The sequence below is a fragment of the Catellatospora sp. TT07R-123 genome (assembly GCF_018327705.1).
Lineage (GTDB): Bacteria > Actinomycetota > Actinomycetes > Mycobacteriales > Micromonosporaceae > Catellatospora.
The window spans coordinates 3,050,953-3,077,685 of record NZ_BNEM01000001.1 but is presented as its reverse complement, the minus strand read 5'-3'; the positions used below and the strand labels follow the sequence as shown (position 1 = coordinate 3,077,685).

25 protein-coding genes are annotated in these 26,733 nt (G+C 72.4%); 7 read left to right on the top strand and 18 right to left on the bottom strand.

Annotation, left to right across the window (positions count from 1 at the left end; genetic code table 11):
- Nucleotides 1–153: 153 nt before the first annotated feature.
- The 4 genes from Cs7R123_RS13100 to Cs7R123_RS13085 all read left to right on the top strand — a co-directional run bounded on the left by Cs7R123_RS13100 (nt 154) and on the right by Cs7R123_RS13085 (nt 5,736).
- Nucleotides 154–1,710 carry an AMP-binding protein gene (locus tag Cs7R123_RS13100; RefSeq protein WP_212829133.1) on the top strand — a complete coding sequence of 519 codons (1,557 nt, stop codon included), beginning with the start codon at nt 154–156 and terminating at the stop codon, nt 1,708–1,710.
- Nucleotides 1,710–3,584, top strand: coding sequence for an MFS transporter (locus Cs7R123_RS13095; RefSeq protein WP_212826440.1), 1,875 nt, complete (start codon nt 1,710–1,712; stop codon nt 3,582–3,584). The genes Cs7R123_RS13100 and Cs7R123_RS13095 overlap by 1 nt, the downstream gene beginning before the upstream one ends.
- Nucleotides 3,574–4,275, top strand: a complete 702-nt coding sequence (locus tag Cs7R123_RS13090; RefSeq protein WP_212826438.1) for an SGNH/GDSL hydrolase family protein — start codon at nt 3,574–3,576, stop codon at nt 4,273–4,275. Before Cs7R123_RS13095 ends, Cs7R123_RS13090 begins: the two co-directional genes overlap by 11 nt.
- A 414-nt stretch (nt 4,276–4,689) precedes the next feature.
- A complete protein-coding gene (locus tag Cs7R123_RS13085) occupies nt 4,690–5,736 on the top strand; it encodes a S1 family peptidase (protein ID WP_374706940.1) in 1,047 nt (348 codons plus the stop codon).
- Here Cs7R123_RS13085 and Cs7R123_RS13080 read toward each other — a convergent pair.
- The 15 genes from Cs7R123_RS13080 to Cs7R123_RS13010 all read right to left on the bottom strand — a co-directional run bounded on the left by Cs7R123_RS13080 (nt 5,730) and on the right by Cs7R123_RS13010 (nt 20,550).
- Entirely contained in the window at nt 5,730–5,906 is a 177-nt protein-coding gene (locus tag Cs7R123_RS13080; RefSeq protein ID WP_212826436.1) for a hypothetical protein, read from the bottom strand. The genes Cs7R123_RS13085 and Cs7R123_RS13080 overlap by 7 nt on opposite strands.
- 22 nt (nt 5,907–5,928) lie before the next feature.
- A complete protein-coding gene (locus Cs7R123_RS13075) occupies nt 5,929–6,906 on the bottom strand; it encodes an alpha-ketoacid dehydrogenase subunit beta (RefSeq protein WP_212826434.1) in 978 nt (325 codons plus the stop codon).
- Entirely contained in the window at nt 6,906–7,883 is a 978-nt protein-coding gene (locus Cs7R123_RS13070) for a thiamine pyrophosphate-dependent dehydrogenase E1 component subunit alpha (RefSeq protein WP_212826432.1), read from the bottom strand. The genes Cs7R123_RS13075 and Cs7R123_RS13070 overlap by 1 nt, the downstream gene beginning before the upstream one ends.
- Nucleotides 7,880–8,890, bottom strand: a complete 1,011-nt coding sequence (locus Cs7R123_RS13065; protein ID WP_212826430.1) for a methyltransferase — start codon at nt 8,888–8,890, stop codon at nt 7,880–7,882. Before Cs7R123_RS13065 ends, Cs7R123_RS13070 begins: the two co-directional genes overlap by 4 nt.
- A gap of 81 nt (nt 8,891–8,971) precedes the next feature.
- The gene (locus tag Cs7R123_RS13060) at nt 8,972–9,760 is read right to left on the bottom strand and encodes a DUF3050 domain-containing protein (RefSeq protein WP_212826428.1); all 789 of its coding nucleotides are present in this window, start codon (nt 9,758–9,760) and stop codon (nt 8,972–8,974) included.
- Between the two features lie 36 nt (nt 9,761–9,796).
- Nucleotides 9,797–10,699 (bottom strand): phytanoyl-CoA dioxygenase family protein, encoded by a 903-nt coding sequence (locus tag Cs7R123_RS13055; protein WP_212826426.1) that lies wholly within the window; start codon nt 10,697–10,699, stop codon nt 9,797–9,799.
- 41 nt (nt 10,700–10,740) lie between these two features.
- The gene (gene hppD / locus Cs7R123_RS13050; RefSeq protein WP_212826424.1) at nt 10,741–11,850 is read right to left on the bottom strand and encodes a 4-hydroxyphenylpyruvate dioxygenase; all 1,110 of its coding nucleotides are present in this window, start codon (nt 11,848–11,850) and stop codon (nt 10,741–10,743) included.
- A gap of 335 nt (nt 11,851–12,185) precedes the next feature.
- Nucleotides 12,186–13,451, bottom strand: a complete 1,266-nt coding sequence (locus Cs7R123_RS13045) for a beta-ketoacyl synthase (RefSeq protein WP_212826422.1) — start codon at nt 13,449–13,451, stop codon at nt 12,186–12,188.
- Nucleotides 13,451–15,067, bottom strand: coding sequence for a class I adenylate-forming enzyme family protein (locus Cs7R123_RS13040; RefSeq protein WP_212829131.1), 1,617 nt, complete (start codon nt 15,065–15,067; stop codon nt 13,451–13,453). Before Cs7R123_RS13040 ends, Cs7R123_RS13045 begins: the two co-directional genes overlap by 1 nt.
- Entirely contained in the window at nt 15,064–15,678 is a 615-nt protein-coding gene (locus tag Cs7R123_RS13035) for a hypothetical protein (protein WP_244871797.1), read from the bottom strand. Before Cs7R123_RS13035 ends, Cs7R123_RS13040 begins: the two co-directional genes overlap by 4 nt.
- The gene (locus tag Cs7R123_RS13030) at nt 15,675–16,826 is read right to left on the bottom strand and encodes a beta-ketoacyl synthase N-terminal-like domain-containing protein (RefSeq protein WP_244871796.1); all 1,152 of its coding nucleotides are present in this window, start codon (nt 16,824–16,826) and stop codon (nt 15,675–15,677) included. The genes Cs7R123_RS13035 and Cs7R123_RS13030 overlap by 4 nt, the downstream gene beginning before the upstream one ends.
- Complete coding sequence (locus Cs7R123_RS13025; protein ID WP_212826421.1) at nt 16,819–17,061, bottom strand: hypothetical protein; 243 nt, start codon at nt 17,059–17,061, stop codon at nt 16,819–16,821. Before Cs7R123_RS13025 ends, Cs7R123_RS13030 begins: the two co-directional genes overlap by 8 nt.
- Nucleotides 17,061–17,318 carry an acyl carrier protein gene (locus Cs7R123_RS13020; protein WP_212826419.1) on the bottom strand — a complete coding sequence of 86 codons (258 nt, stop codon included), beginning with the start codon at nt 17,316–17,318 and terminating at the stop codon, nt 17,061–17,063. Before Cs7R123_RS13020 ends, Cs7R123_RS13025 begins: the two co-directional genes overlap by 1 nt.
- 82 nt (nt 17,319–17,400) lie before the next feature.
- Nucleotides 17,401–18,801: a class I adenylate-forming enzyme family protein gene (locus Cs7R123_RS13015; RefSeq protein ID WP_212826417.1), complete on the bottom strand. Its 1,401-nt coding sequence runs from the start codon at nt 18,799–18,801 to the stop codon at nt 17,401–17,403.
- Nucleotides 18,802–18,960: 159 nt separating this feature from the next.
- A complete protein-coding gene (locus Cs7R123_RS13010; RefSeq protein WP_212826415.1) occupies nt 18,961–20,550 on the bottom strand; it encodes an MFS transporter in 1,590 nt (529 codons plus the stop codon).
- Between the two features lie 275 nt (nt 20,551–20,825).
- Here Cs7R123_RS13010 and Cs7R123_RS13005 point away from each other — a divergent pair, with 275 nt between their 5' ends.
- Entirely contained in the window at nt 20,826–22,124 is a 1,299-nt protein-coding gene (locus Cs7R123_RS13005) for an acetyl-CoA carboxylase biotin carboxylase subunit family protein (RefSeq protein ID WP_212826413.1), read from the top strand.
- A 57-nt stretch (nt 22,125–22,181) separates the two neighbouring features.
- The gene (locus tag Cs7R123_RS13000) at nt 22,182–23,087 is read left to right on the top strand and encodes an alpha/beta hydrolase (protein ID WP_212829128.1); all 906 of its coding nucleotides are present in this window, start codon (nt 22,182–22,184) and stop codon (nt 23,085–23,087) included.
- Nucleotides 23,088–23,114: 27 nt separating this feature from the next.
- On the opposite strand, the gene Cs7R123_RS12995 is transcribed toward Cs7R123_RS13000, so the two are convergent.
- The gene (locus Cs7R123_RS12995; RefSeq protein ID WP_212826411.1) at nt 23,115–23,831 is read right to left on the bottom strand and encodes an SRPBCC domain-containing protein; all 717 of its coding nucleotides are present in this window, start codon (nt 23,829–23,831) and stop codon (nt 23,115–23,117) included.
- A gap of 4 nt (nt 23,832–23,835) precedes the next feature.
- A complete protein-coding gene (locus tag Cs7R123_RS12990; protein ID WP_212826409.1) occupies nt 23,836–24,486 on the bottom strand; it encodes a helix-turn-helix domain-containing protein in 651 nt (216 codons plus the stop codon).
- 321 nt (nt 24,487–24,807) lie between these two features.
- Here Cs7R123_RS12990 and Cs7R123_RS12985 point away from each other — a divergent pair, with 321 nt between their 5' ends.
- Nucleotides 24,808–25,440: a hypothetical protein gene (locus Cs7R123_RS12985; protein ID WP_212826407.1), complete on the top strand. Its 633-nt coding sequence runs from the start codon at nt 24,808–24,810 to the stop codon at nt 25,438–25,440.
- Here Cs7R123_RS12985 and Cs7R123_RS12980 read toward each other — a convergent pair.
- Nucleotides 25,437–26,732 carry a PLP-dependent aminotransferase family protein gene (locus Cs7R123_RS12980; protein WP_244871794.1) on the bottom strand — a complete coding sequence of 432 codons (1,296 nt, stop codon included), beginning with the start codon at nt 26,730–26,732 and terminating at the stop codon, nt 25,437–25,439. The two genes, Cs7R123_RS12985 and Cs7R123_RS12980, sit on opposite strands and share 4 nt — an antisense overlap.
- Between the last annotated feature and the right edge of the window lies 1 nt (nt 26,733).

The window sequence follows — 26,733 nt, the reverse complement described above, 5'->3', positions numbered from 1 at the left end:
ATTGCAGATTAGATCGATGCGAAGTGCCAGTAGCCGATCCACCGACGCCCCGGTATCGTCCCCGCGTAGGCCGCGCCCCTACCGCGGGAAGTGGCTGCCACCAGCGAATCCGCTGGAAACCTGACCAAACAGGGGTGACGTCGCGTGGGCGAGCTGACCTTTGATCCCGCATCCAACTACGCCCGCCGGGCGTTGACGCTGTTCGCGCAGTACGGCGACGCCGAGGCGCTGGTAGGCGTCGACGGACACAGATACACCTATGCGGAGCTGCATGCCGAGGTGGTCGCGATGGCCGCCGCGCTGTGGCGGCACGGGGTGCGGCCAGGCAGCGCCATCGGCGTGCTCGCCCGCAACCCGTCCGAGTCCGTCTTCCTCCAGCTGGCCGCGCATCTGCTCGGCTGCCGCACCGCGTGGATCGCCAACAACGCCCCCGACCGGTTCCGCCGCGGCTTCCTCGACCTGGCCGAGGTCGACTTCTTCGTGTACGACGCCGTGCTGCTGGCCAAGATGGGCGGCGAGCTGGCCGAGCTCGCGGCGCCGCGCCCGGTGCTCTGCTTCGGCCCCGGCGGCGCCGGGCCCGACCTGACCGCGGACAAGGCGACCGAGCTGCCGTTCGATCCCGCCGAGGTCATCGCCGAGCCCAGCTCGCTCTTCCAGACCGGCGGCACCACCGGCTCGCCGAAGCTGGTGCACCACCGGCACACGTTCTTCGCCGCGCTGCACCTGCTGTCGGAGTTCTACCTGGCCAGCGGCGCGCCCCTGCTGCGCCACCTGCTCATCGCCGGGACCTGGCACGTCAGCGCGCAGACCGCGCTGTTCATGACCCTGTTCAGCGGCGGCACCGCGTTCCTGCAGGACGGCCTGGAATACCCGGTGTTCTACGAGACCATCGCGCGGGAGCGCATCAACAGCACGCTGCTCGCGCCGCCGCTGATGTACGTGCTGCTCGACGACCCGGCGTCGGCCGACGCCGACTTCAGCAGCCTGCTGACGCTGACCGTCTCCGGCGCCGCGGCCGCCCCGGCCCGGCTCACCCAGGCCATCGCCCGCTTCGGCCCGGTCATGCGCATCGTGTACGGCATGAGCGAGTCCCCGTTCATCACCGCCATGCCCAATCTGGACCACGACCCCGCGCACCCGGAGCGGCTGGCCTCCTGCGGCGTGCCCTACGGCGACGTCAAGGTCGAGGTCCGCGACGAGGACGGCAGGGTGCTGCCCGCCGGCGAGGTCGGCGAGGTGTGGGTCTCCGGATCGCTGCTGATGGCCGGGTACTGGGGCATGCCGGAGCTGACCGAGCAGACGCTGGTCGGCGGCTGGCTGCGCACCGGCGACGTGGGCCGCCTCGACGAGCACGGCTACCTCTACCTGCTCGACCGGGTCAAGGACATGATCGTGACCGGTCTGAGCAGCACCAACGTCTTCTGCCGCCCGGTCGAGGACGCGCTGGCGGGCCACCCGCAGGTGCGCGCCGCAGCCGTGATCGGCGTTCCGCACGAGCTGGAGGGCGAGTCCGTCTTCGCGTACGTGGTGCCCGCCGAGGGCGCCACCGTCACCGGCGACGAGTTGCGCGCGCACGCCGCCGCCGAGCTCAACGCGATGTGGGCGCCGCAGCAGATCGAGTTCATCGACGTGTTCCCGCTCACCGAGTCGGGCAAGGTCGACAAGAAGGCGCTGCGCGAGCGCTACCTCGCGGGCGTTCAGGAGGCATGATGTCCATCCCCGATACGCTGGTCGAGCCCGAGGCCGACGAGGACGCCCAGCCAGTCGGCACGCTGGCGGTGCTGGCCGCCGACGCGGTGTCCACACTGGCCACCCGGGTGTCGTTCCTGGCCGTGGCGTGGCTGGTGCTCGCCGCGCAGGACCCCGACCGCGCCGCGCTGGTCCGCGTCGGCATCGTCGGCGCCGCGCAGCTGCTGGCATACCTGGTGGCGGGTCCGCTGGGCACCCGGCTGGCCGACCGCAGCCGCGACACCGGCCCGGCCACCGTCGTGTTCGATCTGCTGTCGGCGGCGGCGCTGGCCGGGCTCGCGTTCTTCGCGCTGCCCACCGCCCCCGTCGCGGCCGTGGCCGGGCTGGCCGCGGGCGTCGGCGCGCTGCGCGCGCTCAGCGACCGCACCAAGGACGCGCTGCGCCGGGAGTCCGGCCCGGGTGCGACCCGGGCGCCGCGGTCGGACCTGGTCACCGGCGTCCAGTGGGTGCTGCTGGTCTGCGTCGGCGTGGCCGCGGGCGGCCTGGCCGTCTGGCTCGGCCCGGCCGGCGTGCTCTGGTGCACCGCGCTGGTGTGCGCGGCCGCGGCCGCGCTGACCGTGTACGCCGCGTCGGTGCGCACCGCGCCCGCGCCCGAACCGGTGTCCGAGGCGATGGTCGGCGAGGTGCTGCCGGCCGACCCGGGCACCCGCGCGGCCGCGAGCTCGCGCGACGTGGTCACCGAGCCGGTCGAGGTGCACGACGTCGACGGCGCCGACGAGCCCGTCGAGGCGACCGTGCCCGCCCAGCGGCAGCCCCAGCAGTCCGGCGGCCCGGCTGCGGCGCAGACCGCGCCCCAGTCCACGGTGGGCGGGCAGCCGTCGGCAAACCCGTACCACCAGGCGCCGCCGATCGCGCGGACCTCGCGCCGCGACCTGCGCCGCGGCGCCCTGGCGGAACTGCGCTCCGACGGCCTGGTGCGCCGCCTGGCGGCGGTGCTGTTCTGCACCAACCTGCTGGTGCAGGCAGGTGCCGTGATCCTGGTGCTGGTCTGGGTCGGCGAGGCCCTGCGCGAACCGGCGCTGCTCGGCCTGCTCGGCGGCGCGTTCGCCCTCGGCGCCGTCACCGGCGCGGTGGTGCTGTCGGGTCTGGCCCGCGAGCCGATGCGCTACCTGCTGGTGGCGCTGGGCTTCCTGGCCGGAGGCGGCACCCTGGCCGTGCTCGACGGGCTGCGGCCGGTGCTGCTGCTGGTCGTCGTCGTGTCCTTCCTGTCCGGCGCCACCATGTCGTCGGTGACGCCCGCGCTGGGCACGCTGCTGTCGCACCGGGTGCCCGCCCCGATCCGCAGCCGCATCGGCGGCTACGCGGCGGCCGTCGCCTACCTGGGCATCCCCGTCGGCACCGTGGCCGGCGGCTGGGTCACCGGCCGATACGAACTGCGCGTCGCGCTCGCCGTCGCCGTGGGGGCGTACCTGGTGGCGCTGCTGCTGCCGGTGTTCGTGTACCGCACCTGGCGGCAGCTCAACGTGGACGCCCCGGCGGTGCTCACGGGTGCGGCGCGGCTGCCCGCCCGGCTGGCGGTCACCCTCGCGTACGCCAACGGCCAGTGGCTGGTCGAGGTGCGCAAGGGACGCAACCTGCTCGGCGCCCGCCACCTGGTGAAGAGCTCCGAGGCGCTGAGCATGCTGACTCTGCTCGACGTGCCCGGCGTGCGCCGCAGCGTCGAGGAGGCGCTGGCCGCCGACCAGACCGAGGCGACGCGCCAGGCCGAGCGGATGCGCAACGAGCTGGCCGAGCTGGAGGCGAAGCTGGCGGGGCTGTCGGAGATGGCCGAGCTGAGCGAGGTGCGCCTGCCCGCCCAGCCCGACCCGCGCGGCAAGGCCAACCATGGCGGCTGACGGCCCGCTCGCCGGGTACGACCAGCTCGCCGAGGCCGCCGATCCGTACTGCCTGGCGCCGGGGGAGTCGGCGCGGCTGCTGGCCGGGCATCCGTGGAAGCGGTTCGCGGTGCTCGGCGACAGCGTCGCCTCCGGCGTCGGCGACCCGGTGCCCGGCTACGTCGAGCTGGCCTGGTGCGACCGCATCCGCGCCGAGCTCGCCGCGCAGCAGCCCGACCTGGTCTACCTCAACCTCGGCGTGCGCGAGCTGCGCGCCGCCGAGGTCCGGGCCACGCAGCTGGAGCGGGCGCTGCGGTTCGGTCCCGACCTGGCACTGGTCGTGGCCGGTGGCAACGACGCGCTGCGCAAGTCGTACCAGCCGGAAGAGGTGGACGACGAGCTCGCCGCGATGATCACGGCGCTGCGGGCCGCCGGGGCCGACGTGATCACGGTCGGCATGTTCGACGTGTCGTTCGCACCGTCGTTCCCGATCGCGGTGAAACCGCAGGTGGGCGGGCGGATGCGGATGCTCTCCGAGCGTACCGCCGCCCTCGGCGCGCGCCTGGGCACCCTGCACGTCGACTGCACCGGGCATCCCGCCGAGCGCGACCCGGACAGCTACAGCGCCGACGGCCTGCACGGCAACCTGCGCAGCCACGGCATCTGCGCGGCCCTCACCGTCCGCCGCCTCGGCACCCACCTGGGCCGCTGACCGCCGCGCTCCGCCACGCCGCGCCGCCGCCCGGTCCCGTCCCCGCCCCGCCCCGCCCCGTGCCCCGCGTCTGCCGACGCGGGGCGCGCTCGTGATCGGTGCAGTTTCGGGGAAAGTGCTGGAATCCTGGCCCCTTTTCCTGCACTTTCCCCGAAACTGCACGATCGCCCGGCGGCCGTGCGGCGGCGTGGGCGCGGGCGCCCCATGGGCGCGGGCGTGATGGTCGAGGGACGCAGCGGGAACGGCGGCGGTTCCCGCGTCACGCAACGTTGGCACATTCATCTATCGCCGCAAATATTGAAGATACTTGCTGTATTTGGAAGCATGTTGCCTTGACCGTTCTATGCCTAACCGGGCAAAGGCGGTCAGACCTCCGGCGCGCCACCCCACGCGCCACAACCCCGAGGAGGACCAGTGCAACTGACCACCCACCCGCTGCGCCGCCGCGCCACCGTGAGCGTCGCCGCCCTCCTGCTCGCCGGCAGCATGCTGGCGACCGCCCCGGCCCACGCCGCCCCCGCCCCGCTGTCGCCCACCGCCGCGGCGGCCCTGGCCGCCGACCTCGCGTCCCCCGGCGCGTTCCTCGGCGACGACGGCCGGATGGTCGTCACCGTGACCGACGCGGCCGCCGCCGACAAGGTCCGCGCCGCCGGCGGCGTGGCCAAGGTCGTCAAGCACTCGGCCGCCCAGCTCGACGCCGCCCGCGCCGACCTGGACCGGCTGGCCCGCATCCCCGGCACCAGCTGGGCCGTCGACCCGGTGAGCAACCAGGTCGTGGTCACCGCCGACAGCACCGTGACCGGCATGAAGCTGACCCGGCTCAACGCGGTCGTGGCCCGCTTCGGCGACGCGGTCCGCGTCGTGCACGAGGCCGGCACGCTCAGCCGCCTGCTCCAGGGCGGCGACGCCATCTACGGCGGCGGCTACCGGTGCTCCCTCGGCTTCAACGTCCGCGCCGGGAACACGTACTACTTCCTCACCGCCGGCCACTGCACCAACCTGTCGGCCAGCTGGTACACCGACTCGGCCCGCACGAACCTCATCGGGGCCCGCGTCGGCACCAGCTTCCCGGGCAACGACTACGGCCTCGTCCGCTACGACAACGCCGCCATCGCCCACCCCGGCACGGTGAACCTGTACAACGGCACCTCGCAGGACATCACCAGCGCGGGCAACGCCGTGGTCAACCAGACCGTGTACCGCAGCGGCAGCACCACCGGCCTGCACAGCGGCCGGGTCACCGCCACGGGCGCGACGGTCAACTACGCCGAGGGCACCGTGACCGGCCTGATCCGCACCACGGTCTGCGCCGAGGGCGGCGACAGCGGCGGCTCGCTGTTCGCGGGCACCGTCGCGCTCGGCCTGACCTCCGGCGGCAGCGGTAACTGCACCTCGGGCGGCACGACCTACTTCCAGCCCGTCACCGAGCCCCTCGCCGTCTACGGCGTGAGCGTCTACTGATCGGAAGCAGCATCGCGGCCGTCGGGCGTCTGCCCGGCGGCCGCTCGCTGTTCCCGCAGCATGCGGCGGCGCATGCGTGCGCGACGCTCGATGCGCTCCTCGCTGTCCCAGGTGGGATCGATCTCGTGGGCTGCCGCTTTAACGACTCGCCAGTGCGATGGTGCGGTCACGGCGGTTCCTCCACTCCGGTGTTCAACGGGGCGAGGACTTGTATACCTCCTGGATGGCGGTCAGGAGCTGGTCGGCGTGGGGCTGGACGGCGAGGTCGAGTTCGCGGGCGAACGGGAGGACCGCGCCGTCGGGCCGGGTGACCCGCTTGGGCGGCACCGTCAGCCGCATCTCCTCGGCCGCGGTGGCCAGGATCTCGCCCGCGATGCCGCACATCCGGTTGGAGTCGTCGATGACGACCAGGCGCCCGGTCTTGTGCACCGACGCCGCCAGCCCCGCCCAGTCGAACGGGTACAGCGTGCGCGGGTCGAAGACCTCCACCGAGATCTGGTCGGCCAGCTGCTCGGCGACGGCCAGCGCGTCCTGCACCAGGTGCCCGACCGCCACCACGGTGACGTCGGTGCCCTCCCGGTGCACCCGGCCGACCCCGAGCGGCACCGCGTCCAGTGCCGCGATGTCCACGTCGGCGCGTACGCCCAGGGCCTGGGCCGGGGCGAACAGCACCACCGGGTCGTCGTCGCGGATCGCGCTCAGGAACAGCCCGTACGCGTCCTCGGGCGTCGCGGGGACCACGGTCTTCACGCCGACGTGCGCGAACAGGCCGTACGGGTGGTCGGAGTGCTGCCCGGCCCAGCCGCTGCGCGAGCCGGAGCCCGGCACGAAGTAGGTGACCGGCACCTTCGCCTGCCCGCCGGTCATCAGCGAGAACTTGTGCGCCTGGTTGGCGATCTGCTCGAACACCAGGAACAGCAGCGACGGGATCTGGAACTCGATGACGGGCCGCTTGCCCGCCAGCGCGGCGCCGGTGGCGAAGCTGGTGAACGCCTGCTCCGACAGCGGGGTGTCGACCACCCGCTGCGGGCCGTACTTCGCCAGCAGGCCGGTGGTGACGTTGTTGACGGCGACGCCGATGTCCTCGCCGAGCACGCAGACGTGCTCGTCGCGGGCCATCTCGTCGTTCAGCGCCCGGGACAGGGCCTTGAGGTAGGACAGCTTCGCCATCAACGCACCGCCGAGTCGAGTAGTCCGATGCCGTCGCGGGTGCGCAGGCCGGTCGCGTACAGGTGGTCCAGGGCCCCGGCCGGGTCGGGGGCGGGGCTGTCCAGGGCGAACGCGACCGCCTCGGCCAGCAGCGCCTCGATCTCGGCGTCGATCGCCCCGCGTACGTCTGCGGGCAGGTCGAGCACGTCGAGCGGGTCGCGGGAGCGGCCGGCGGCCACCTCGTCGTCGCTGCGGTAGCGGACCCGGGCCTTGTGCTCCCAGGTGTGGTGGGCGTCGAAGCGGTACGCGGTGCACTCGATGAAGCTCGGGCCGCCCCCGGCGCGGCCGCGCTCGACGGCTTCGCGGGCGGCGTCGTACACGGCACGGGCGTCGGTGCCGTCGACGCTGACCGACGGGATGCCGAACGCCTCGGCGCGGGCGGTGATGGATCCCGCCACGGCCTGGGCCACGGTGAGCGTGGTGGCGTACCCGTTGTTCTCGCAGACGAACAGCACGGGCAGGCGCCACAGGGCGGCCAGGTTGAACGCCTCCAGCAGCACGCCCTGGTTGACCGCGCCGTCGCCGAAGAAGCTGACGGTGACCCGGTCGCTGCCGTCGTTGCGGTGCGCCCAGGCCGCCCCGGCGGCGATGGCGCCGCCCGCGCCGACGATGCCGTTGGCGCCGTAGATGCCCTTGCTGAAGTCGGCGGCGTGCATCGAGCCGCCCCGGCCCTGGTTGAGGCCCGTGGCACGGCCGGTGAGCTCGGCCAGCATGCGCACCGGGTCGGCACCCTTGGCCAGCACGTGGCCGTGGCCGCGGTGGGTGCTGGTGATGATGTCGTCGCCGCGCAGCGCCGCGCACACCCCGGCCGCGATCGCCTCCTGCCCGATGTACGGGTGGATCCCGCCGACGATGTGCCCCGAATGCACCAGTTCGATGGAACGCTCCTCGAACCGGCGGATCAGCCGCATGGTGCGGTACATCGACTCGTCTGTCATACCGGCCGCGCCTCCAGTGCTCCCGAGGTCGGCGAGCTGTCGGCCCGCCGTACCGCGACGATCTCGAATCCGGCCTTGACCAGCAGCTCGCGGTATTCGCCCTCGGTGCGGTCGTGGCCCTCCTGGGTGACCAGCATCAGCAGGTCGACGAGCCCGGCCCCGGGCCGGTTCGGGGTCTCCTGCTCGGGCAGCAGCTCCTCCAGCACCACGATCCGCCCGTGCGGCGGCACCGCCGCCCGCACCCGGGCCAGGATGCGCAGCGCGTTCTCGTCGTTCCAGTTGTGCAGCACCCGGGCCAGCAGGTATGCGTCGGCCCCGGCCGGCACGCCGTCGAAGAAGCTGCCCTCGTGGAACTCGACCCGGTCGGCCAGGCCCGCCTCGGCCAGCCGCGAGCGGGCGGCGAGGACGGCCTCGGGCAGCTCGGCCAGCACCGCGCGCAGGTCCGGCTGCCGCTCCAGCAGGCGGGCGAGCAGGTTGCCGTTGCCGCCGCCGACGTCGACGACGGTCCTGGCCCAGGCCAGGTCGCAGGCGTCCAGCGACGCGGGCGGCTGCTCGTCGGCCATGGACTGGTGGAACACCGCCGCGGCCTCGGGGTCGTCGCCCAGGTAGTCGTAGAAGCCCCGGCCGTAGACCGCCTCGAAGGCGGGCCGGCCGGTGTGCATGGTGTGCATGATCTCGGCGAAGGAGCGGAACACCTGGTCGCCCTGCATCAGCGCGTTGAGCCGGACCGAGCCGGGCACGTCGGCGCGCAGCAGTTCGGTGGTGGCGGTGAGGCCGTACACGCCGGGGGAGGGCTGGGTGAACAGGCCCATCATGGTCAGCGCGCGCAGCAGGCGGCCCAGCGCGCGGGGGTCGGCGCCGCACTGGTGCGCCAGCGCCTCGACCGGCACCGGCCCGGCGGCCATCAGGTCGGGCACCCCGAGCTTGACCAGGGCGTAGACGCCCTGGGCGACCCAGGAGCCGGAGAGGATGCCCAGTAGTTTGCGGCGGGCCAGTGCTTCGTTCACGTTCGCTCCGGTGCGGTAGATCGTGGCTCACAACCGGCGGGTGCCGGTTGTGAGCCACGATCGAAAAAGGGGGGTACGACCTCAGCCCGCGTTGATCGCGGCCAGGATGCCGGTCCACAGCTGCTGGCGCGCGGCCAGCGCGGCGTTGACGGTCTCGGCGGCCTGCGCCCACTTGGTGTCGTCGTCGCCGCACAGGTCGGTGACCATCTGCATGGCCATCGGCGTGTGCTCCTCGCCGTCGACCTCGATGTGGCGGGCCAGGTAGTCGACGAACGTGTCGAGCTTGCCGCCCTCCTGGTTCACCTTGATGACCTGCTGGAACATGTCCGGGATCAGGTCCTCGCGGCCGAACGCGAACGCCGCCGCCTGGCAGTGGATCGGCAGCGTCTCGATGAACTTGAAGGTGGTGCGCACGAACTCGGCCGAGACCGGGTTGACGTTCGCCTCGGTCAGCGCCGACTCGACCGTGCTGCCGGTGCGCAGCAGGTCGATGAAGTGGTTGATGACGCTGGTGTCGGCGCCGGCCTGGTCCATGCCGCCGACGTAGAGCTCGAAGTGGCTGATGAAGCCGCCCTGCAGCTCGTCGCTCTCCTCGACCAGCACGATGTCGTTGATGAGCCGGCGGCTGCCGGTGAAGCCGCTCGGAATCCACGGCACGGTGACGCTGGTCAGGTTGCGCTGCAGCGACTTCAGCAGGGACATGAAGTCCCACACCGCGAAGACGTGGTGCTGCATGAACGTGACGATCGCCTCGTGGTTGTCGAGAGCGGCGTACAGGGGGTGGGTGACGACCCCGGTGCGGGCGTCACTCACCGCCTCTTCGAGCCGGGTGATGCCCGGGTGTGTCTGACCCCAGTCGTAACGCGACATTGCTTTCTCCCTGGATATGTGGAGGGTTGTGTTCGATCACCGGCGCCAGAGGACCGGGCAGTAATCCGGGTCGGCGTAGTCGGGACGTCCGTCGGGGGTCGTGCGTACCAGCTCGTCGTGGTTGTAGCCGACGACGGTGCCGTCGCTGAGCGCGTACGGGCGGAACTCGTTCTCGCCGTCCTGCAGGTGCAGGGAGACGGCGCGACGTGGGCGGTCGCTGTGGTTGCCCGCACTGCCGTGGTACGTGCGGCAGTGGTGGAAGCTCATGTGGCCCTTGGGGATGATCATGGGGATCTTGCGGACCGTCGTGCCGTTGTACTCCGCGTTGCGGGTCAGCAGCACCTCCAGGTCCTCCTTGTCGCGCTCGGCGAAGTGCTTGGCGGTGGAGTCGTTGTTGCCGATCTCCTCCCACCGGTGACTGCCGTCGACCATGGTGATCGTCCCCATCTCCTCGCCGCAGTCGTGGAAGGGGATGAACGCGGTCAGCATCCGCTCCGAGGTCGACGACGCCCAGTAGTGGCGGTCGAAGTGCCACGGCACGATGTTGGTCGGCTCCTCCGGGCGCGGCGGCTTGAAGATCAGCGTCGACTGGAAGACGCGGATCTCGTCGGCCTGCGCCAGGCGCGCGGCGACCGCGCCGATCAGCGGCTTGCGCAGCAGCTTGGCCAGGCCGTCGTGCTCGTAGTGCACGTAGTCGTTGTGCCGCTGCACGGCACCGTGCGTGGGCTCCCAGTACGCCAGCCGCCGCGGCCGCATCGGCAGCGACCGGCTGCGCTCCCCGGCGTAGTACCGCTCGCTGGCGTCGACCAGCTCGTCCACCTCCGCGTCGGTGAACAGCTTCTTCGACAGGTACCAGCCGTGCTCGGCGTAGAACGCGACGTCCTCGTCGGAGGGCAGCAGCTCGCGCTCCTCGTCCGTCAGCGTGAACTGTTCACCCATGATGTGCTCCTCGGCGGTCGGGGTGGAGGGGGTGGGCCGGCTCATGCGGTCGCGAGCCCGGCGTGGTCGCGGGTGGCCGCCTGTTCGGCGGAGACGCCCAGCTCGCGCTCCTTGGCCTCGTACAGAGCCTTGATGTTGCTGCTGCCGAAGGTCAGAGCGCCGTGCCGTTCGATCAGCTCGAGGAACAGCGTGCGGCGTACGTGCATGGACTGCGTGAAGATCTGGTACAGCTGGCCGTAGTGGTCGGTGTCGACCAGCACGCCGAGCTGCCGCAGCTCGGCGATCGGCAGGTCGACGCTGCTCAGCCGCTGCTCCAGCGCGTCGAAGTAGGCCCCGGGCGTGCTGAGGAAGCCGACGCCGCGCTCGCCGAAGGTGCGCACCGCCGTGACGATGTCGTCGGTGCGGAACGCGACGTGCTGCACCCCGGCCCCGGCGTGCCAGGACAGGAAGTCGTCGATCTGGCCCGGGCGGCGGGTCAGGTCCGGCTCGATCAGCGTGAACGTGACCTGGCGCGACGGGCTCTGCACCACCTTGGAGTCCATGCCCTGGCCGCCGACCTCGATGTACTCCTCGAAGATCTCGGCGAACCCGAACACGTCCTGGTAGAACCGCGAGGTGGCGGACAGGTCCCCGGCCGGGACGCAGACCGCCAGATGGTCGATGACCTTGAGCAGGTCGCCGTCGAACGACTGCTCCGCCATGGTCATCTCGATCGCGCCGGGCATGAACTCCCAGCTGGCGCCGTGCCGTTCCACCAGCCGGTGGGTGACGTCGCCGAAGCCGGAGACGCTGGCGGTGACCACGCGGGTGTCCGCGTCGGCGTACTCGGCGGGGGCGGTCAGGGCCGCGGCGCCGCGGCCGACCACCTCGGCGTACAGCCCGGCGGCGTCGTCGGTCTCGAAGGCGACGATCGCCACGCCGTCGCCGTGGCGCCCCACGTACTGGGTGGCGGGATGGTCGGGCACGAGGCCCGAGGTCAGCACGATGCGGATGTCGCCGTGCTGGAGCAGCAGTGAGCGCTGGTCGACCAGGCCCGTCTGGGGGCCACCCTGCCCGCAGATGCGGAAGCCGAACGCCGTGCACAGATAGTAAGCGGTCTGGCGGGCGTCACCGACGTAGAACTCCAGGTGGTCGATGCCGAGAATGTTCATCCTTACCTACCTACCCCTTGGCGTGCGATGTCCGGTTTCGCGTTGCTTTCGGACTCGCTCCTCGCGCCGGGTGGCATGGGCTCGGATCGGGTCCTCCGGGGCATGGCTTCGCTCGGCCCACCACTTTCGCGGTGGGCCGATCATTCGCCATGCTCCGATTGGCCGTCGTGCCCCTGTGACGTCCGTATCGGCAGGTCGGCCCGGTGCCCCCGGCACCGGCTCCACTTACCTGTCGTCTGTCACGCTAGCTGCCCGGCTTTCTCGTCTCAATACCTAGCTACGCAAATATTTAATTGCGACAGTTTTCCGATTCCTCCGGCCGTTTTCAGGAGGTGCTAATCACCGAAACGGCTGAGTCGCGTGGTGGGTCGACCCAGGACAAGGCTCACATTATGTCCGCCGAATCCGAATGAATTGGACAGAGCAAAAGTGATCGCATTATGCCGGGCCTTGCCACGAATATGGTCGAGATCGCACGCCGGATCGGGGTCTTCGAGGTTGACGGTCGGGGGCAGGATCCCGCGCCCCACCGCCATCACCGTCGCGGCCGCCTCGATCACGCCGGACGCGCCGAGCATGTGCCCGGTGACGCCCTTGTTGGAGCTCACCGGCGGCATGGCCCCCGCGAACACCGCGTTGACCGCCAGCGACTCGGCGATGTCGCCGAGCTTCGTGCTGGTGGCGTGCGCGTTCAGGTAGCCGATGTCGGCCGGGGTCAGCCCCGCGTCCGCCAGCGCCCGGCGCATGCACACCGACTGGCCCTCGCCGTCCGGGCGCGGCGTGGTCGGGTGGTGGGCGTCGGTGGTGCCGCCCCAGCCGTGCAGCGTGGCGTACGCCGCCCGCCCGCGCGCGTCCGCGTCGGCGGCCCGCTCCAGCACGAACACGCCCGCGCCCTCGGCCAGCACCAGCCCGTTGCGGCGCCGGTCGAACGGGCGGCTGGCCGCGGTCGGGTCCTCCGCCCACCCCTTGGCCAGGGCCCGGGTGTTGCCGAAGGTGTCGGCCAGGGTCGGGAACAGCGGCGCCTCGCCGCAGCCCACGATCGCCACGTCCGCCTCGTCGTTGCGCAGGATGCGCATGCCCTCGGCGATCGACTGGGCGCCGGCCGCGCAGGCGGTGCCGATGGAGGAGCTGTAGCCGCGCAGGTCGTACTTGATGGCGATGCGGGCGGTGGCCATGTTCGGCAGCATCCCCGGCAGCAGATACGGGCTGACCCCGAGCCTGCCCTTCTGGGTCCGGATCACCACCTGCGACTCCAGCGTCGCCAGGCCGCCCGTGCCGGAGACCACCGTCGCGGCCCGGTACGGGTCCACGTCGCGCCCCACGACCAGGTCCGCGTCGGCCATCGCCAGCTCGGCGGCGACCAGCGCGTGCACGATGTAGCGGTCCAGCGTGCGCGACTCCGGGCCGGGCAGCACGTCGGCGGCGGAGATGTCGGGCCCCTTGCCCATCACCTCCAGCGACCCCTGCGCGGGGTGCCCCTCGGGCGTGCGCACCAGGCCGGAGCGGCCGGTGCACAGCGCCTCGAAGATCTGCTCCAGATCCTGCCCGACCGGGGTGACCAGGCCGATTCCCGTGACGACGATGTCAGGCCGGCGGTCCATCAGGCGGCACCCGTCAGCGCGCGCTCACGCAGCACCAGCTTGCGCACCTTGCCGGTGGCGCCGGTCGGGATGTCGTCGTCGTGCACCGCGGTGATCTTCCGCAGCGTCGGCGCGGCGTGCTCGCCCAGCGCGGCGGTGATCTGCGCGGTCCGGTCGGCGCCCGCGTCGGCGTCGGCGCGCAGCAGCAGCAGGACGTCGGTGACGACCACCCCGGCCTCACGCACCGCGACCACGGTGCAGTCGAGCACGTCCGGGCAGGTCGCGAGGATCTTCTCCTCCGTGTACGACGTGTGCAGCCAGTGCCCGCTGTCGAGCACGACCGAGTCCACCGCCCGGTCGACGTGGTAGTAGTAGCCGTCCTCGCCGTAGAAGACCAGGTCGCCCGTGAGGTAGTAGCCGCGCTGGCGGGTGCGGAACGTGGTGATCGAGTCGTTCCAGCAGCCCAGCATGACCGTCGGGGACTTCAGGCCCAGGTGGCCGACCACGCCCGCGGGCAGCGGCTCGCCTTCGGCGTCGAGCACCGCGACGTCGGCGAAGACGTGCGGGCGGCCGATGCAGCGGCCGTACCGCTCGGTGTCCTTGCGGTGGGTGATGTGGAACGCGGAGTGGCCCATCTCGGTCGAGCCGATGCCGTCGATGAACATCGAGCCGGACACCGTGGTCACGCCCTCGCGGGTCACCGTCTTGTGGCTGCCGACGTTGACCAGCGGGCGGATGTGCGCCTCGTGCGCGCAGTCGCCGGTGTTGAACCAGATCGCGACCGAGTCCATGTCGCGCTTGGTCAGGTCGTGGCGGGCCATGTCGGCCCAGGTCACCGCGAACCCGAAGACGCCGGTCGGCTTGAACCGCTCGATCGCGTCGAGCACGTACTCGCCGCGCTGCGAGGACAGGAACACCAGCTCGGCACGGTTGCACAGGGCCTGGTTGATGGAGAGGATGCCCGCGGTGTGCGCCGAGGGCAGCGCGCACAGGACCCGCTCGGTGCCCTGGGCGCGCGGCCCGGACAGCCGGATGCGGCGGGTCGCCTCGAACAGCGTGGTGTGCGAGTGCACGATCGCCTTGGGCAGGCCGGTGGTGCCGGAGGAGTGCGTGATCGAGATCGGGTCGTCCTTGTGGTGCCGGTACGGCTCGGGCGCCAGCGCCGGGTCGCCGCTGCCGGTGGTCGTGATGTCGCCCAGGATGCGCGAGCCGAAGTCGCGGCCCTCCAGGCGCTGCGCGTGCGGCGCGTCGACGAGCACGGCGGTGGCGCGCAGGCGGCGGATGTACTCGGTGGCGATCTCGCCGCTCAGGTTGCCGTTGAGCAGCGCCGGGATCGCGCCGATCCGGTTGCAGGCCAGGAAGGTCAGCAGCACGTCCGCCGAGGTCGAGGCGTACACCGCGATCACGTCGCGCCAGCCGACGCCGTGCTGGTGCAGCCAGGCCGCGCGGGCCGCGACGCGTTCGTCGAGCTGTCCGAGGGTCAGCGGCTGCCAGGCCGGGTGCCCGTCGACGTCGACATCGAAGGTGAGCCCTGGGCCGTTCGGATCGGCGCCGTGCGCCAGCAGCCGGGTGATGACGTTGCCGGCGCCCAGGTCGGCGTCGGCGGCCAGGATCGCCCGCAGGTTCGAACTCATCAGTTGACTCCTTCGTTCACTTCGGTACGCACCAGCACGGCCAGCGCGCGGTCGCGCTCGCCGTCGTCTGTGGCCTGCTCGGCCGCGATCACCAGGGCCGCGTCGGCGTCGCCGTCGGCCAGCAGCAGCCGCGCGGCGGACAGGCCCTCGGCCAGGGCCAGGGCCAGCGCGTCGCCGGGCCCGGCCGGGCTCAGGCACAGCACCGGCCCGCCCAGCTCCCAGCGCGCCGCGACGTAGCCGGCCACCGCGTTGGGGACGGCCTGGAAGAACAGCAGCGGGCCGAGCCGCTGGCCGGTGTCGACCGCCCTGGCCACGCTGAGCGCGGTGGCGACGTCGCCGGTGGTGGTCGAGATGATGACGGCGGTGGCCTGGCCGCCGGGTGCGGGCGGCTGCCCGTGCGCGCGGGTCAGGCAGCGGCGGGCGGCCTCGGCGACCAGCGGGCTGAAGCTGGACAGCACGAATCCGGCCAGCGCGGGCGGCTCGGTGTCGGCGTCGGACTCCGGCCACGCCCCGCGCGCCAGCTCGACGAGCTCGGCCAGCCCGGACGGCCGCGGCGCCGCCTGCGGCACGCGCTGGCGGGGGAGCAGGATCTCCGTGGTCTCGGGGGTGGTCACGGCGCACCCACCAGCAGCGCGGTGTTGGCGCCGCCGAAGGCGGCGTTGAGGCTCAGCGCGTACGACGGCGAGCGCTCCAGCGGTCCCTCGGTGATCACGTTCAGGGGGCAGTCGGGGTCGGGACCGAGGTAGCCCGCGTTCACCGGCAGCGCGCCGTGGCGCAGCGACAGCACCGTGGCGACCAGCTCCAGCAGCGGCGAGGCCTCCAGCGCCTGCCCGTGCAGCGACTTCGTCGAGCTCACCGGCACCGTGGCCGCGTGCTCGCCCAGCGCCAGCGCCAGCGCGGCCGCCTCGGCGGCGTCGCTCTGCGCGGAGCCGGAGCCGTGCGCGTTGACGTACCCGATGTCGGCCGGGGACAGCCCGGCCCGCGCCAGCGCCGCGCCGATCGCGCGGGCCAGCCCGGCGCCGTCGGGCCGCGGCTGCACCACGTGGTACCCGTCGCCCGCGCGCCCCCAGCCGGCCAGCCTGGCCAGCACTTCGGCGCCGCGCTCGGCGGCGGCGGCCGCGGACTCGACCACGACCGCGGCGACCCCGTCGCCCAGCAGCAGTCCCTTGCGCCCGGCGCTGAACGGCCGTACGGCGCCGTCGACGGCCAGTGCCCGCCCGGCGTCGAACAGCGCGAACTGGTCCGGGTCGACCAGGTAGCCGGCGGCGGCCACGACCCGCTCGGCCAGTCCGTTGGCCACCAGCGCGGCCGCGTCGGCGACGGCGCTGCTGGCCGCCACACAGGCGCTGGTGTACGTCCGCGCGCCCGGGGCCAGCCCCGCCTTGTCGGCCAGCGCGGCGGTGAACGCGCCGGTGCGGTGCCCGGTCACGTCGGGGCTGCTCACCCGCGACCCGGTCGGGTCGCCGTGGACCGCCAGCAGCAGCGTGGTGGTGCCCCGGGCGGCCGGGTCGAGCCCGGCGCCCGCGCACGCCTCGTCCACGGTGGCGAGCAGCTCGTCAAAGAGGACCGGCGCGCCGGGCAGCAGCGCACCGACTCCCACCCGGCGGTTCGACACGTCGAAGCGGGTCACCGGCGCGAACGCCGGCCGGCCCGCCGTCAGCCCGGCCAGCAGCGCGTCGGCACCCCGGCCGTACGCGCTGAGCACCGACAGGCCGGTGAGCACCACCGGCTGCCGGTCGCCACGGCCGGGCAGGTCAGCCACGGGCCTGCTCCGCGAACACCTCGGTCAGCACCTCGACGGCACCGGTCACCGACGTCATCCGCATCAGCGCCTCGTCCTCCAGATCGAGGCTGACCGTGTAGCGCTGCTCCACCTGGTGCACCAGCCAGGCCAGTTCGAGGGAGTCGATGCGCTCGCGGATCTGGTCCGGCGAGCGCTCACCGTACGTGGCGAGCATCGCGATGACCTCGTCGCGGCCCGGCACCGACCCGCTCATTACGCGCTCGCCAGGTTGCCGCGCTCGATGATGGCGTCGGCGAACTCGCCGACGGTCATCGCCGCCATCTGCTCGGCCTCCTCGTCGCTGAACTTCACGCCGTACGTGTCCTCGACGCGCACCGAGAGCTCGGCGACTGCCAGCGACTCCAGGTCGACCCCGGCGGAGCCGAGCGGGGTGTCGGCGTCGACGTCGTCGACCGGGTAGTTCATCTCGGCGATCGCGGCGATGATGAACTGGCGTACCTCGGCACTCATCGGATCTTCCTTCCCTTGTGGACGGCCCGGCGAGGACTCGTCCTGGCGGTGATGTCGAGCGCTGACGCGCGCTCGGGGCAGGTCACTCGGCGGTGCGCAGCACCGTGTGGTCGCGGACGAGCTTGCCGGTCGCCGTCCGGGGGAGCTGGGCGACGATGTGCAGCTCGCGGGGGCGCTTGAACGGGGCCAGCCGCTTGGCCAGCTCGCCCTCCAGCGCCGCGGCGGCCTCAGGGTCGGGCACCACGGCGTACGCCTCGATGCCCTGGTCGAAGATCACGACGGCGCCCTCGACGCCGGGCAGCGCGGCCAGGGTGTGCTCGACCTCGGTCAGGTCCACCTTGAGGCCGCCCACGGAGACCTGCGAGTCCAGCCGGCCCAGCACCGTGATCAGCCCGGTCTCGGGGTCGACCTGCCCGGCGTCCTTGGTGTTGAGCCAGCCGTCGGCCCAGCGGGTCGGGTCGACCAGGCCGATGTACGGAGAGCTGGGCGCGGACACCAGCAGCTGGCCGTCCTGCTCGCGCACGGCGAGGCCGGGCACGGGCATGAGCGAGGGGCGGTTGGCGCCGTACAGGTCGGTGGCGATGACCCCGACCTCGGTCATGCCGTACATGTTGCCGAGGATGATCCCGTAGCGGTCCACGAACCGCTGTGACACCTCGGCGCGCACCAGCTCGCCGCCGGTGGTCATGCGCTTGAGCTGCGGCAGCTTCGGCGGCTCGACCGCCGAGGCGAGCAGCTCGGTGTGGAACGGCACGCCCAGCAGGGTGGTCGGGGCCTCGCCCGCGGCGACGGCCTTGAGGATCGCGTCGACGGTCAGCCGCTCCGGCAGCACCAGCTCGGTGCCCGCGTGCAGGCAGTAGAGCAGGCCGCCGACCAGGCCCAGCACGTGCACGACCGAGGCCAGCAGCACCACGCGCTCGCCCGGCAGCGGCACCCCGTCGATGCGGGTGTACCGGTCGACCTCGGCGACGAGCTGCTCGGCGGTGCGGGCGATGACCTTGGACGGGCCGGTGGACCCGGAGCTGAGCTGGATGACCGCGTGGCCGGTCTCGGCGGGCCGCCCGGTCTCGCGGGCGGTGGCCAGGTCGGCGATGTCGTAGAAGGCGCGCAGCCCGCCCGGGACGGTGCCGGTGTAGCTCACCAGCACCTGCGGGGCGAGCCGGTCCAGGGCCCGCTCGGTCTCGAACGGGGTCAGCCGATGGTCCAGCAGCGCGACCTGGGCGCCGATGCGCCACGCGGCGAGCAGGTTCGCCACGTACGCCAGCGAAGGCGGGAGCTGGAGCGCGACGGAGCCGCCGCGGGCCAGCCCGAGCCGGGTCAGCGCGGCCTGGCGGTCGGCCACGGCGTGGCGCAGCGCGGCCCGGTCGACCGGCGCGCCGAAGTGGAGGCAGACGTCGCGGTCCGCGCCGCCGAGAAGGATCTCGTCGACCCAGTCCGCGCTGGCGGTCAGGGGTGCACCGGTGGCCCAGCCGTTGTTGCTCATGGAGAAGTCCCCGCCACAAAAGATCGGTGATTGTCGAACCGTGGACGGGTGCCCCCAACCGGCCTCGGTGAATCCGGAGACTACAAGCGAATCGACGTACTTGCAATGGTCGTTCAAGATCAGACGATTCCTGTTTGGACCAGGCAAAATTTGGACTTTCTATGGCAGATGCGGGGCCCGCAAGGTCGTCTCTATTTCCATCATCGTCGATTCCATCCGATCGAGTTCGGCCCGCTTGCGAAGAGCCCTGCGCTCGGCGGCGGCATGGTCGCGGTTCACCAGCTCGCGTACGGCCTCGTGCACCGGCGCCACGTCGAGCTGCGCCAGCGCGTGCATCGCCGCCTTCGGCGCGACCGGGCGCGGGCGCAGCAGCCGCCGGCCGCCCTGGCGGGCCTGCACCGACCACCGGCCGTCGACGTAGCTCAGGGTGACCCGGGGGCCGAAGGCGGCCGGGCCCAGCGCATACCCCCAGGGCAGCGCGCTGCCGTCGGTTTTCGGGCCGCGCGCCCCGGCGTCGTTGAGCTGGCGCCAGACCCGGTGCCGCACGATCGGCGCCAGCGACACCGCGAAATACAGCACCGAGGTGAGCAGCACGCCGTTGATCAGGCCGAGCTCCTGCACCATCAGGCCGCCGGCCAGGCCGCCCAGCGGGATCCCGGCGTACGAGATGGCGATGATGATCCCGCCCGCGCGGGCCAGCATCGGGCCGGGAACGCGCTGGTAGATGACGGCGCCGATGGTCGGATTGAGCGAGCACATGACGATGCCGCTGATGAACGTCACGATCAGGATCACGGTCAGGTTGTCCGTGATCGCGAAGATCAGGAACCGGGGCGCCCCGCCGACCATGTAGCCGAACACCACCGCCCGGTAGCGCGGCAGGTACGGCGCGAGCGTCGCGAACACGACACTTCCCACGATCATCCCGATGGCGTACGCCGCCGCCACCGACCCCAGCGCCACCGGCGAGTGCAGCACCGTCAGCACCCACATCGGCACGAAGACCACCGCGCTGGCCTGGTTGAACAGGTTCGTGAAGAACAACATGCTGGTGACCGCGCGCAGCAGCGGCTCGGAGCGGTAGTAGTCGAACCCGCCCTTGAGCGCCGCGAAGTACGGCTCGGCCTGCGGCTGTTCCTCCTTGGCGCCCGGCAGCGCGGCCGGATCGGGCACGAAGAACCACACCATCAGCGCCGCGACCAGGAAACTTGCCGCGTCGAGCCAGATCGCCCCGCGCGCGCCGAGCGCCGCGATCGCGACCCCGCCGACCGACGCGCCGATCAGGCCCGAGGTGCGCAGCACCCCCTCGCGGACCGACGAGACCCGGGTGAAGTCGGTGCCCGCGGCGTCCATCAGTGGTTTGAGCACGTTGTTCTTGGACCGGTCCGCCTGGGCGCGCAGCGCGCCGGTGGCGGTGACCAGGGCGATCAGCACGGGGAAGCCGAGCTGGCCGGCCAGCGCGGTCGCGCCGACGGCGGCGGCGCTGGCCAGGTCGGCCAGGATCGACGTCGGCCGGGAGCCGATCCGGTCCTGTAGTGGCGCGGCGAGCACGCCACTGAGGACGTACGCGAGCGCCTCGGCGCCCGCCACGGTGCCGACCTTGATCGGGCTGCCGGTGGTGACCAGCACCAGCCAGGGGATGGCCAGGAACGACATCCGGCCGCCGATGATCGAGATCGCCTCGGCGACGACGAGTCCGGGTATGGCGACACGGCGCCGATACGGGGTCGGCGCTGACGAGAGGCCCACGGTGCTCCTCCGGGTGAATCGACGCTACGCAAGGCATGGTGCCGCGTCGTGGCGGTTACCGACCATAGCCTTATCGGCAGCGAAGTCGATCCATCCCGCTGCCGCGTTCAACCGCGCGTGTTCCTGCATTGTGGACTTTTGCGGCCCGCCGGGGCGTATCGCCTGCGGACGGTGCCGCCCTGGACACGGGGCGTCGCCGTCGATACGGTGGCGATCGATACGGCCCGCCGATGATCCACGATCACGGATCACGGCCGGTGAGGAGGACGTGCGCCATGCGCCTGCTGATGATCGGCGTCGACCCGACCGCGCTGGAGGGTCTGCCTGCGACGGTCGACGTGACGGTCCTGATGGGAGCGCTCAACAAGGACCAGGGCGACCCGATACCCGACCGGGTGCGGACGGTCTTCGTCGACGACCAGAAGAACGTCGACTCGGCGCTCAACGGCCTGTACCGCGCCGGGTTCGGCGAGGGCAGCTTCGACGCCGTGTACGCCTTCGACGACCCGCAGCTGATGACGGCCGCCGCGCTCGGCGCCCTGCTCGGAGCCAACGCCGTCCCCGCGCCGACCGTGGCACTGTTCCGCGACAAGTCGCTGCAGAAGCGGCGCATCGCCGAAGCCGGACTGCCCGTCACCGGGTACGCCGTCATCGACGACATCCGCGAGCTGCCCGACGGCTTCACCATGCCCTTCGCCCGCGGCGTGCTCAAACCCGTCGCCGGCATGGCCACCCAGTCGACGTACGTGGTCGAGAACCAGGCCGACCTGGTCCGCATCAGCGCCCAGTGCCGCGCCGGCAAGGTCAGCGCGCGCAACTTCCTGCTGGAGGAGTTCGTCCCCGGGGACGAGTGGTTCGCCGACGGCATCATGTCCGACGGCCACATCCGCTTCCTGGCCCTGGGCCGCTACGCCCAGCCGTGCCTGAGCGCGGTGCAGCAGCGCTCGCCCGTGCAGACGTTCAGCTTCGACCCGACCGCCGACAAGTGGGCGTTCGACCTGGCCCGGCCCCTGATCGAGCAGTCGATCGCGGCCCTGGGGCTGGTCGACGGCATCTTCCACCTGGAGATGTTCCACCAGCCCGAGAACGGCCGGGTCGTGTTCAGCGAGTGCGGCGCCCGCCGCGGCGGCGGCCCGATCCGCGACCAGATCCGCTACAAGTACGGCGTCGACCTCGGCGAATACGGGCCGCTGGCGCTGCTCCAGCCGCTGCCGGAGATCCCGACCCGCATCCGCGAGGGCGTCGTGGCCTCCACGTTCCTGCCGCTCAAGCCGGGCGTCATCGTCGGCTTCCCGACCGCCGCCGAGATCGCGGCCCAGCCCGACGTCGCCCGCACCCGCCTCTACGTGCCGGTCGGCAAGCGGATCGAGGCCGCGGCCGCGAACACGTTCTACCGGATGGGCGAGGTCACCGTGCACACCGCCGACGCCGCCACCGCCGAGCGCCGCCTCACCGAGCTGGCCGCCTGGTTCACCGACCGGATCGACGTGGTGGCGCTCAACCCGACCCTGCGCGAGCTGTTCGCCGACCCCCGCAACGCGGGCTTCCAGTACGAAGCCGGGACGATCGACTAGACCGGCACGATCGATCAGACAGGAGAGACGGTGCCCCTGCACCCCCAGGTCCAGGAGATGCGCGCCCGACGCGAAGCCTCCGGTGCCCCGCAGCTCTACATGCTGTCGGTCGAGGACGCCCGCGCCGCCGACCTGGCCTCGATCCAGGCCGCGGGCGGCACGCCCGAGCCCGTCGCCGAGGTCGTCGACCGCGACATCGACGGTCCGGGCGGCCCGCTGCCGATCCGGATCTTCCGGCCGGTGCTCGGCGAGCCGCTGCCCGTGCTGGTGTACTTCTTCGGCGGCGGCTGGACGCTGGGCACCATCGACACCGCCGACGCGGTGTGCCGGACGCTGGCCAACGCCGCGGGCTGCCTGGTCGTGGCGGCCGGATACCGGCTGGCGCCGGAGCACAAGTTCCCCGCCGCGGTGCACGACTGCCACGCCGTCACCGCCTGGGTCGCCGCCAACGCGGCCGAGCTCGGCGCCGACCCGGCCCGCATCGCGGTCGGCGGCGACAGCGCCGGCGGCAACCTGGCCGCGTCGGTGACCCTGCTGGCCCGCGAGCACGGCCCGGACCTGGTCGGGCAGCTGCTGGTGTACCCGAACACCGACTACCGGTCGAGCACCCGGTCGCTGCGCGAGGGCACCGACCCGTACCTGTTCAACGCCACCTCGGTCACCTGGTACTGGGACCACTACCTGACCTCGCCCGCCGACGGCGGCGACCCGCTCGCCTCGCCGCTGCTGGCCGCAGACCACATCGGTCTGCCGCCCGCCCTGGTCATCACCGCCGAGTACGACCCCCTGCGCGACCAGGCCGAGCAGTACGCCCGCACGCTGTCCGACTCCGGCGTCCCGGTGACGCTCACCCGCTACGACGGCATGATCCACGGGTTCTTCTGCATGGCGGGGGACCTCGCGGACGGCCGCCGGGCACAGGAGGAGGCGGCCGCCCACCTCCGCACCTGGTTCACCACCTGACCTGACCCGGGCGGCCGGGTCCGCGGGTCAGGCGTAGACGCCCTCCAGCCACTGCTGCCAGGACTTCCGGGTCGCGTCGGGGTCGGCGCCGGGGGCGAACAGGTGGGCGGCGAAGCCGACCGGGGCGCCGAAGACGTTGCGGCCGAAGAAGCGGTACATCGTGTCGGCGCTGCGCAGGCCCAGGAAGTGCGGGTGCCAGTAGTCGACGACGATCTCGGCGGGGCCCTCGCCGGGCAGGTCCACGGTGACCGTGTCACCCTGCCGGGTGTCCGCGCCCAGGCCCAGCGCGGCGCGCAGGGTGTCGAACCCGGCCGGGTTCAGCGACGCGGCCGGGCCGTCGACCGAGGCGTACGCGACCGGGCGACGGCTGAAGTGCGCCAGGTACTGCCCGAGCGTGTGCAGGTAGAAGTCGGTGTGCTCGTCCGCGCCGTGGTACTGGTTCTCCCAGTTGTCGACGAAGATGCCGCTGTGGACGTACCTGAAGCGGACCGTGCCGTCCCCGGCGTCGTCGACGGTGTGCTCGACCTGGTTGAACCAGCCGTTGGGCGCCTCCATACGGCTGCACAGCCGGTGCGGCGGCTCCCACTCGGTGACGGTGCCGCCGAACGCGGCCTGCCCGCCGACGCGCGGCTCGAACTCCATCGGCCACAGCCACCCGCCGTTGCCGGTGGTGACGGCGTCCCAGTATTCCTCCGGTGACGTCGCCAGGGTGCCTTCGCGCACGATCTCGAACGTGCCGTCCATGTCGCTACTCCCTCGTGAGTTCGGGCGGTGCCGCCGCGGGCAGGGCCGTGGCGGCGGCGGTCTCCTCCGTCGGCGGCGGGACCAGGCTCGGGTGGAGCCCGACCACGAGCCGGTGGCGGCGGCCGCCGGGGCTGTGCTCGTCGTGATAACGCTCGACCAGGCCGGCCAGTGTCCTGGTCAGCTCCGCCGCGAAGGCGGCGCGGTCGGCGGCGGAGGCGAACCTGATCTCGCTGTCCACCGCGAACGTCGCCAGCGGCTGCCGCGCCGCGCGGGAACCGGTGATCAGTTCGCCGACCTCGCGCACCAGCCGGGCGCCCAGCGCCAGCAGCCAGCGGGCGGACAGCTGGTCGGGGGCCTGGGCCGGGTCGGGGGCGACCGGGGCGAGCGCGGCGGGCGAGATGACGTATGACGACGCCGTCGCCTGCATCACCCGCTCGGTCATGTTGCCCTTGCGCCGCTCCTCGACCAGCTCCACCAGCCCCACCCGCTCCAGCGCGTGCAGGTGGTAGTTGACCTTCTGCCGGGTGAGCCCGGTCCGGGCCGCGAGCGTGCTGGCCGAGGCCGGTTCGGCCAGGGCCGCGAGCAGCCGCGCCCGCACCGGGTCCAGGCAGACCTCGGCGGTCGCCGGATCGTCGATCACCGCCACATCAAGCATGCTTCCGACCCTGTCACCGACAACTTTTCTTGTCAAGCACGCCGAACTTGTCAGCTTTCCAGGGATTCGGCACGCCTCGCGGCGGTGAGGTCTCGCCCGCTATCGCCGATCATCGGCAGCTGGAGCCCTAAAGATCACCGTTTTCGGTCAAGGCGTGCCCTGATCGGCCACATCCCGACCGGAAACCGCGATCACCGGCGCCAACCCCGACCGGAAACCGCGATCATGCGCGGCGCCAAACGGTAGACGATATATATCGGCCGCCGTTATGATGCGACGAGCCGGAGGTGCGGGCGGAGATGCGGGCGGAGGAGGGGACGGGTGCGAGGTATCGGGAAGCGGCGGCTGATGGTGCTGGTGGCGGTACTGGTGTTGGGCGGGTGCGCCGCCGGGGAGACGGGGGGCGGCGGGCTCGTGACACCGGCGTCACCGGTGCTGCCGTCGCCCAACCCGAGCGCCTTGCCCGTGGGCGACACGATCCGCACGGGTGTCATGAACGCCGGAAGGGAGCTGGTCCTCTACTTCTGGGGCAGCGGGCGGCCGTACCTGGACGAGTTCTGGTACGGCCCGGACGGCCCCGCCGCCGTCGACTACCGGGTCACGTTCGCGGGCGGCGACGGCAGGCTGTTCCTCGACCTGCGCGAGATGACCGTCGGCCAGGGCACGCTGATCGACTTCGGCGCGGTCCGCGGCCCGCTCGACCGTCTGGTGTGCGCGGCAGCCGACGGGGCGACCGCAGCCAGCTTCGCCCCGTGGAGCGCGGACCCGACCGTGTACGTCTTCTGGCTGGTCCGCAGGGGCAGCCCGCTGCCGGAGCCGACCCCGGTCGGCGAAGGCCGCTGGGAGCCGCTGTCCGACGAGCACTACCCGCTGTGCACCGCGTACGGCGGGGACGGGCGGGAGCTGGGCAGCTCGCGGCTCAAGCCGCCCGGCGCCGAGCAGAAGGGCGGCTAGGCCGCGACGTTGTCCCGGATCATCGCGGCGAGGCGGCGTACGCCCTCCTCGACGGTGGCGGCGTCCAGGTAGCTGCACGACAGGCGCAGCGACCTGGTGCCGCCGTCGGTGTAGAAGAAGCTCATCGGCGTCCACAGCACCCCGTACCGGGAGGCGGACACCTCCAGCAGCCGCTCGTCGGCGGTGAACGGCACGTCGACCACGGCGAAGAACCCGCCCTCGGGCTGGTTCCAGCGCACTCCCACCTCGTCGCGCCACGGCGCGGGCAGGTGCCGGTCGAGCGCGTCGACCAGCCCGCGCAGGTTCTCCCGGTAGAAGGCGATCTTCTGCGCGTTGGCGGCCTTCAGGCTGCAACCGGACTCGACCAGGACGCCGCCGACCACCGCCTGGGCGATGGGGGAGGTGTTCACGGTGAGCATGCTCTTGATGGTGGACAGCTCCTCGGCCAGCAGCGTGGTCCGCCCGGCCTCGTCGACCACGGTCTGGTCGGCGACGAGGAAGCCGATGCGGGCGCCGGGGAAGACCGACTTGGCGAACGAGCCCAGGTAGACCACGCGCTGCCGGGTGTCGAGGGCCTTGAGCTTGGGCCGGGGACGGTCGTCGAGGCCGAACAGGCCGTACGGGTCGTCTTCGAGGATCAGGAAGTCCTCGGCCTCGGCCACGTCCAGCAGGCCCTGCCGGGCGGCCACGTCCAGGCACAGGCCGGACGGGTTCGAGAAGTCGGGCACCAGGTACAGCGCGCGTGGGGTGCGGCCGCTGTCGCGGACGGCGCGGGCGGTCTCGGCGACGCGGGCCGGGTCGAGCCCGCCGCGGCCCTCGGGCACGGGCACGACCTCGATGCCGAGGATGCGGGCGGCGCCGGTGATGCCGACGTAGCAGGGTTCGGCGGCCAGCAGCACGTCGTCAGGGCCCGCACACAGGCCCCGCAGCACCATGACCATGGCCTCCTGGCAGCCCGCGGTGACCGAGACCGCCTCGGCGGGCACGTCGATGCCGTCGTCGGTGGCGAGCATCCGCGCGATGAGCCCGTGGATCTGGCCGTTGGTGCGGCCGTACTGCATCAGGGCGCGGCGGATCTGGACCGGGTCGCTGCCCTGCTCGGCCAGGTACGCGACGTACCGGTCGAGGTAGCGGCCGATGTCGGCGGTGTCGTAGAACCCCTCGTACGGCCGCCCGGCGGCCAATGAGACGGCGTCGGGGTAGCGTCCGGCGACCTCGTTGAGGAAGTTCATCGACGCCGCGACCGGGTCGGTCACCGACACGTGCAGGCGCCGCCTGTCCAGCTTGACCATG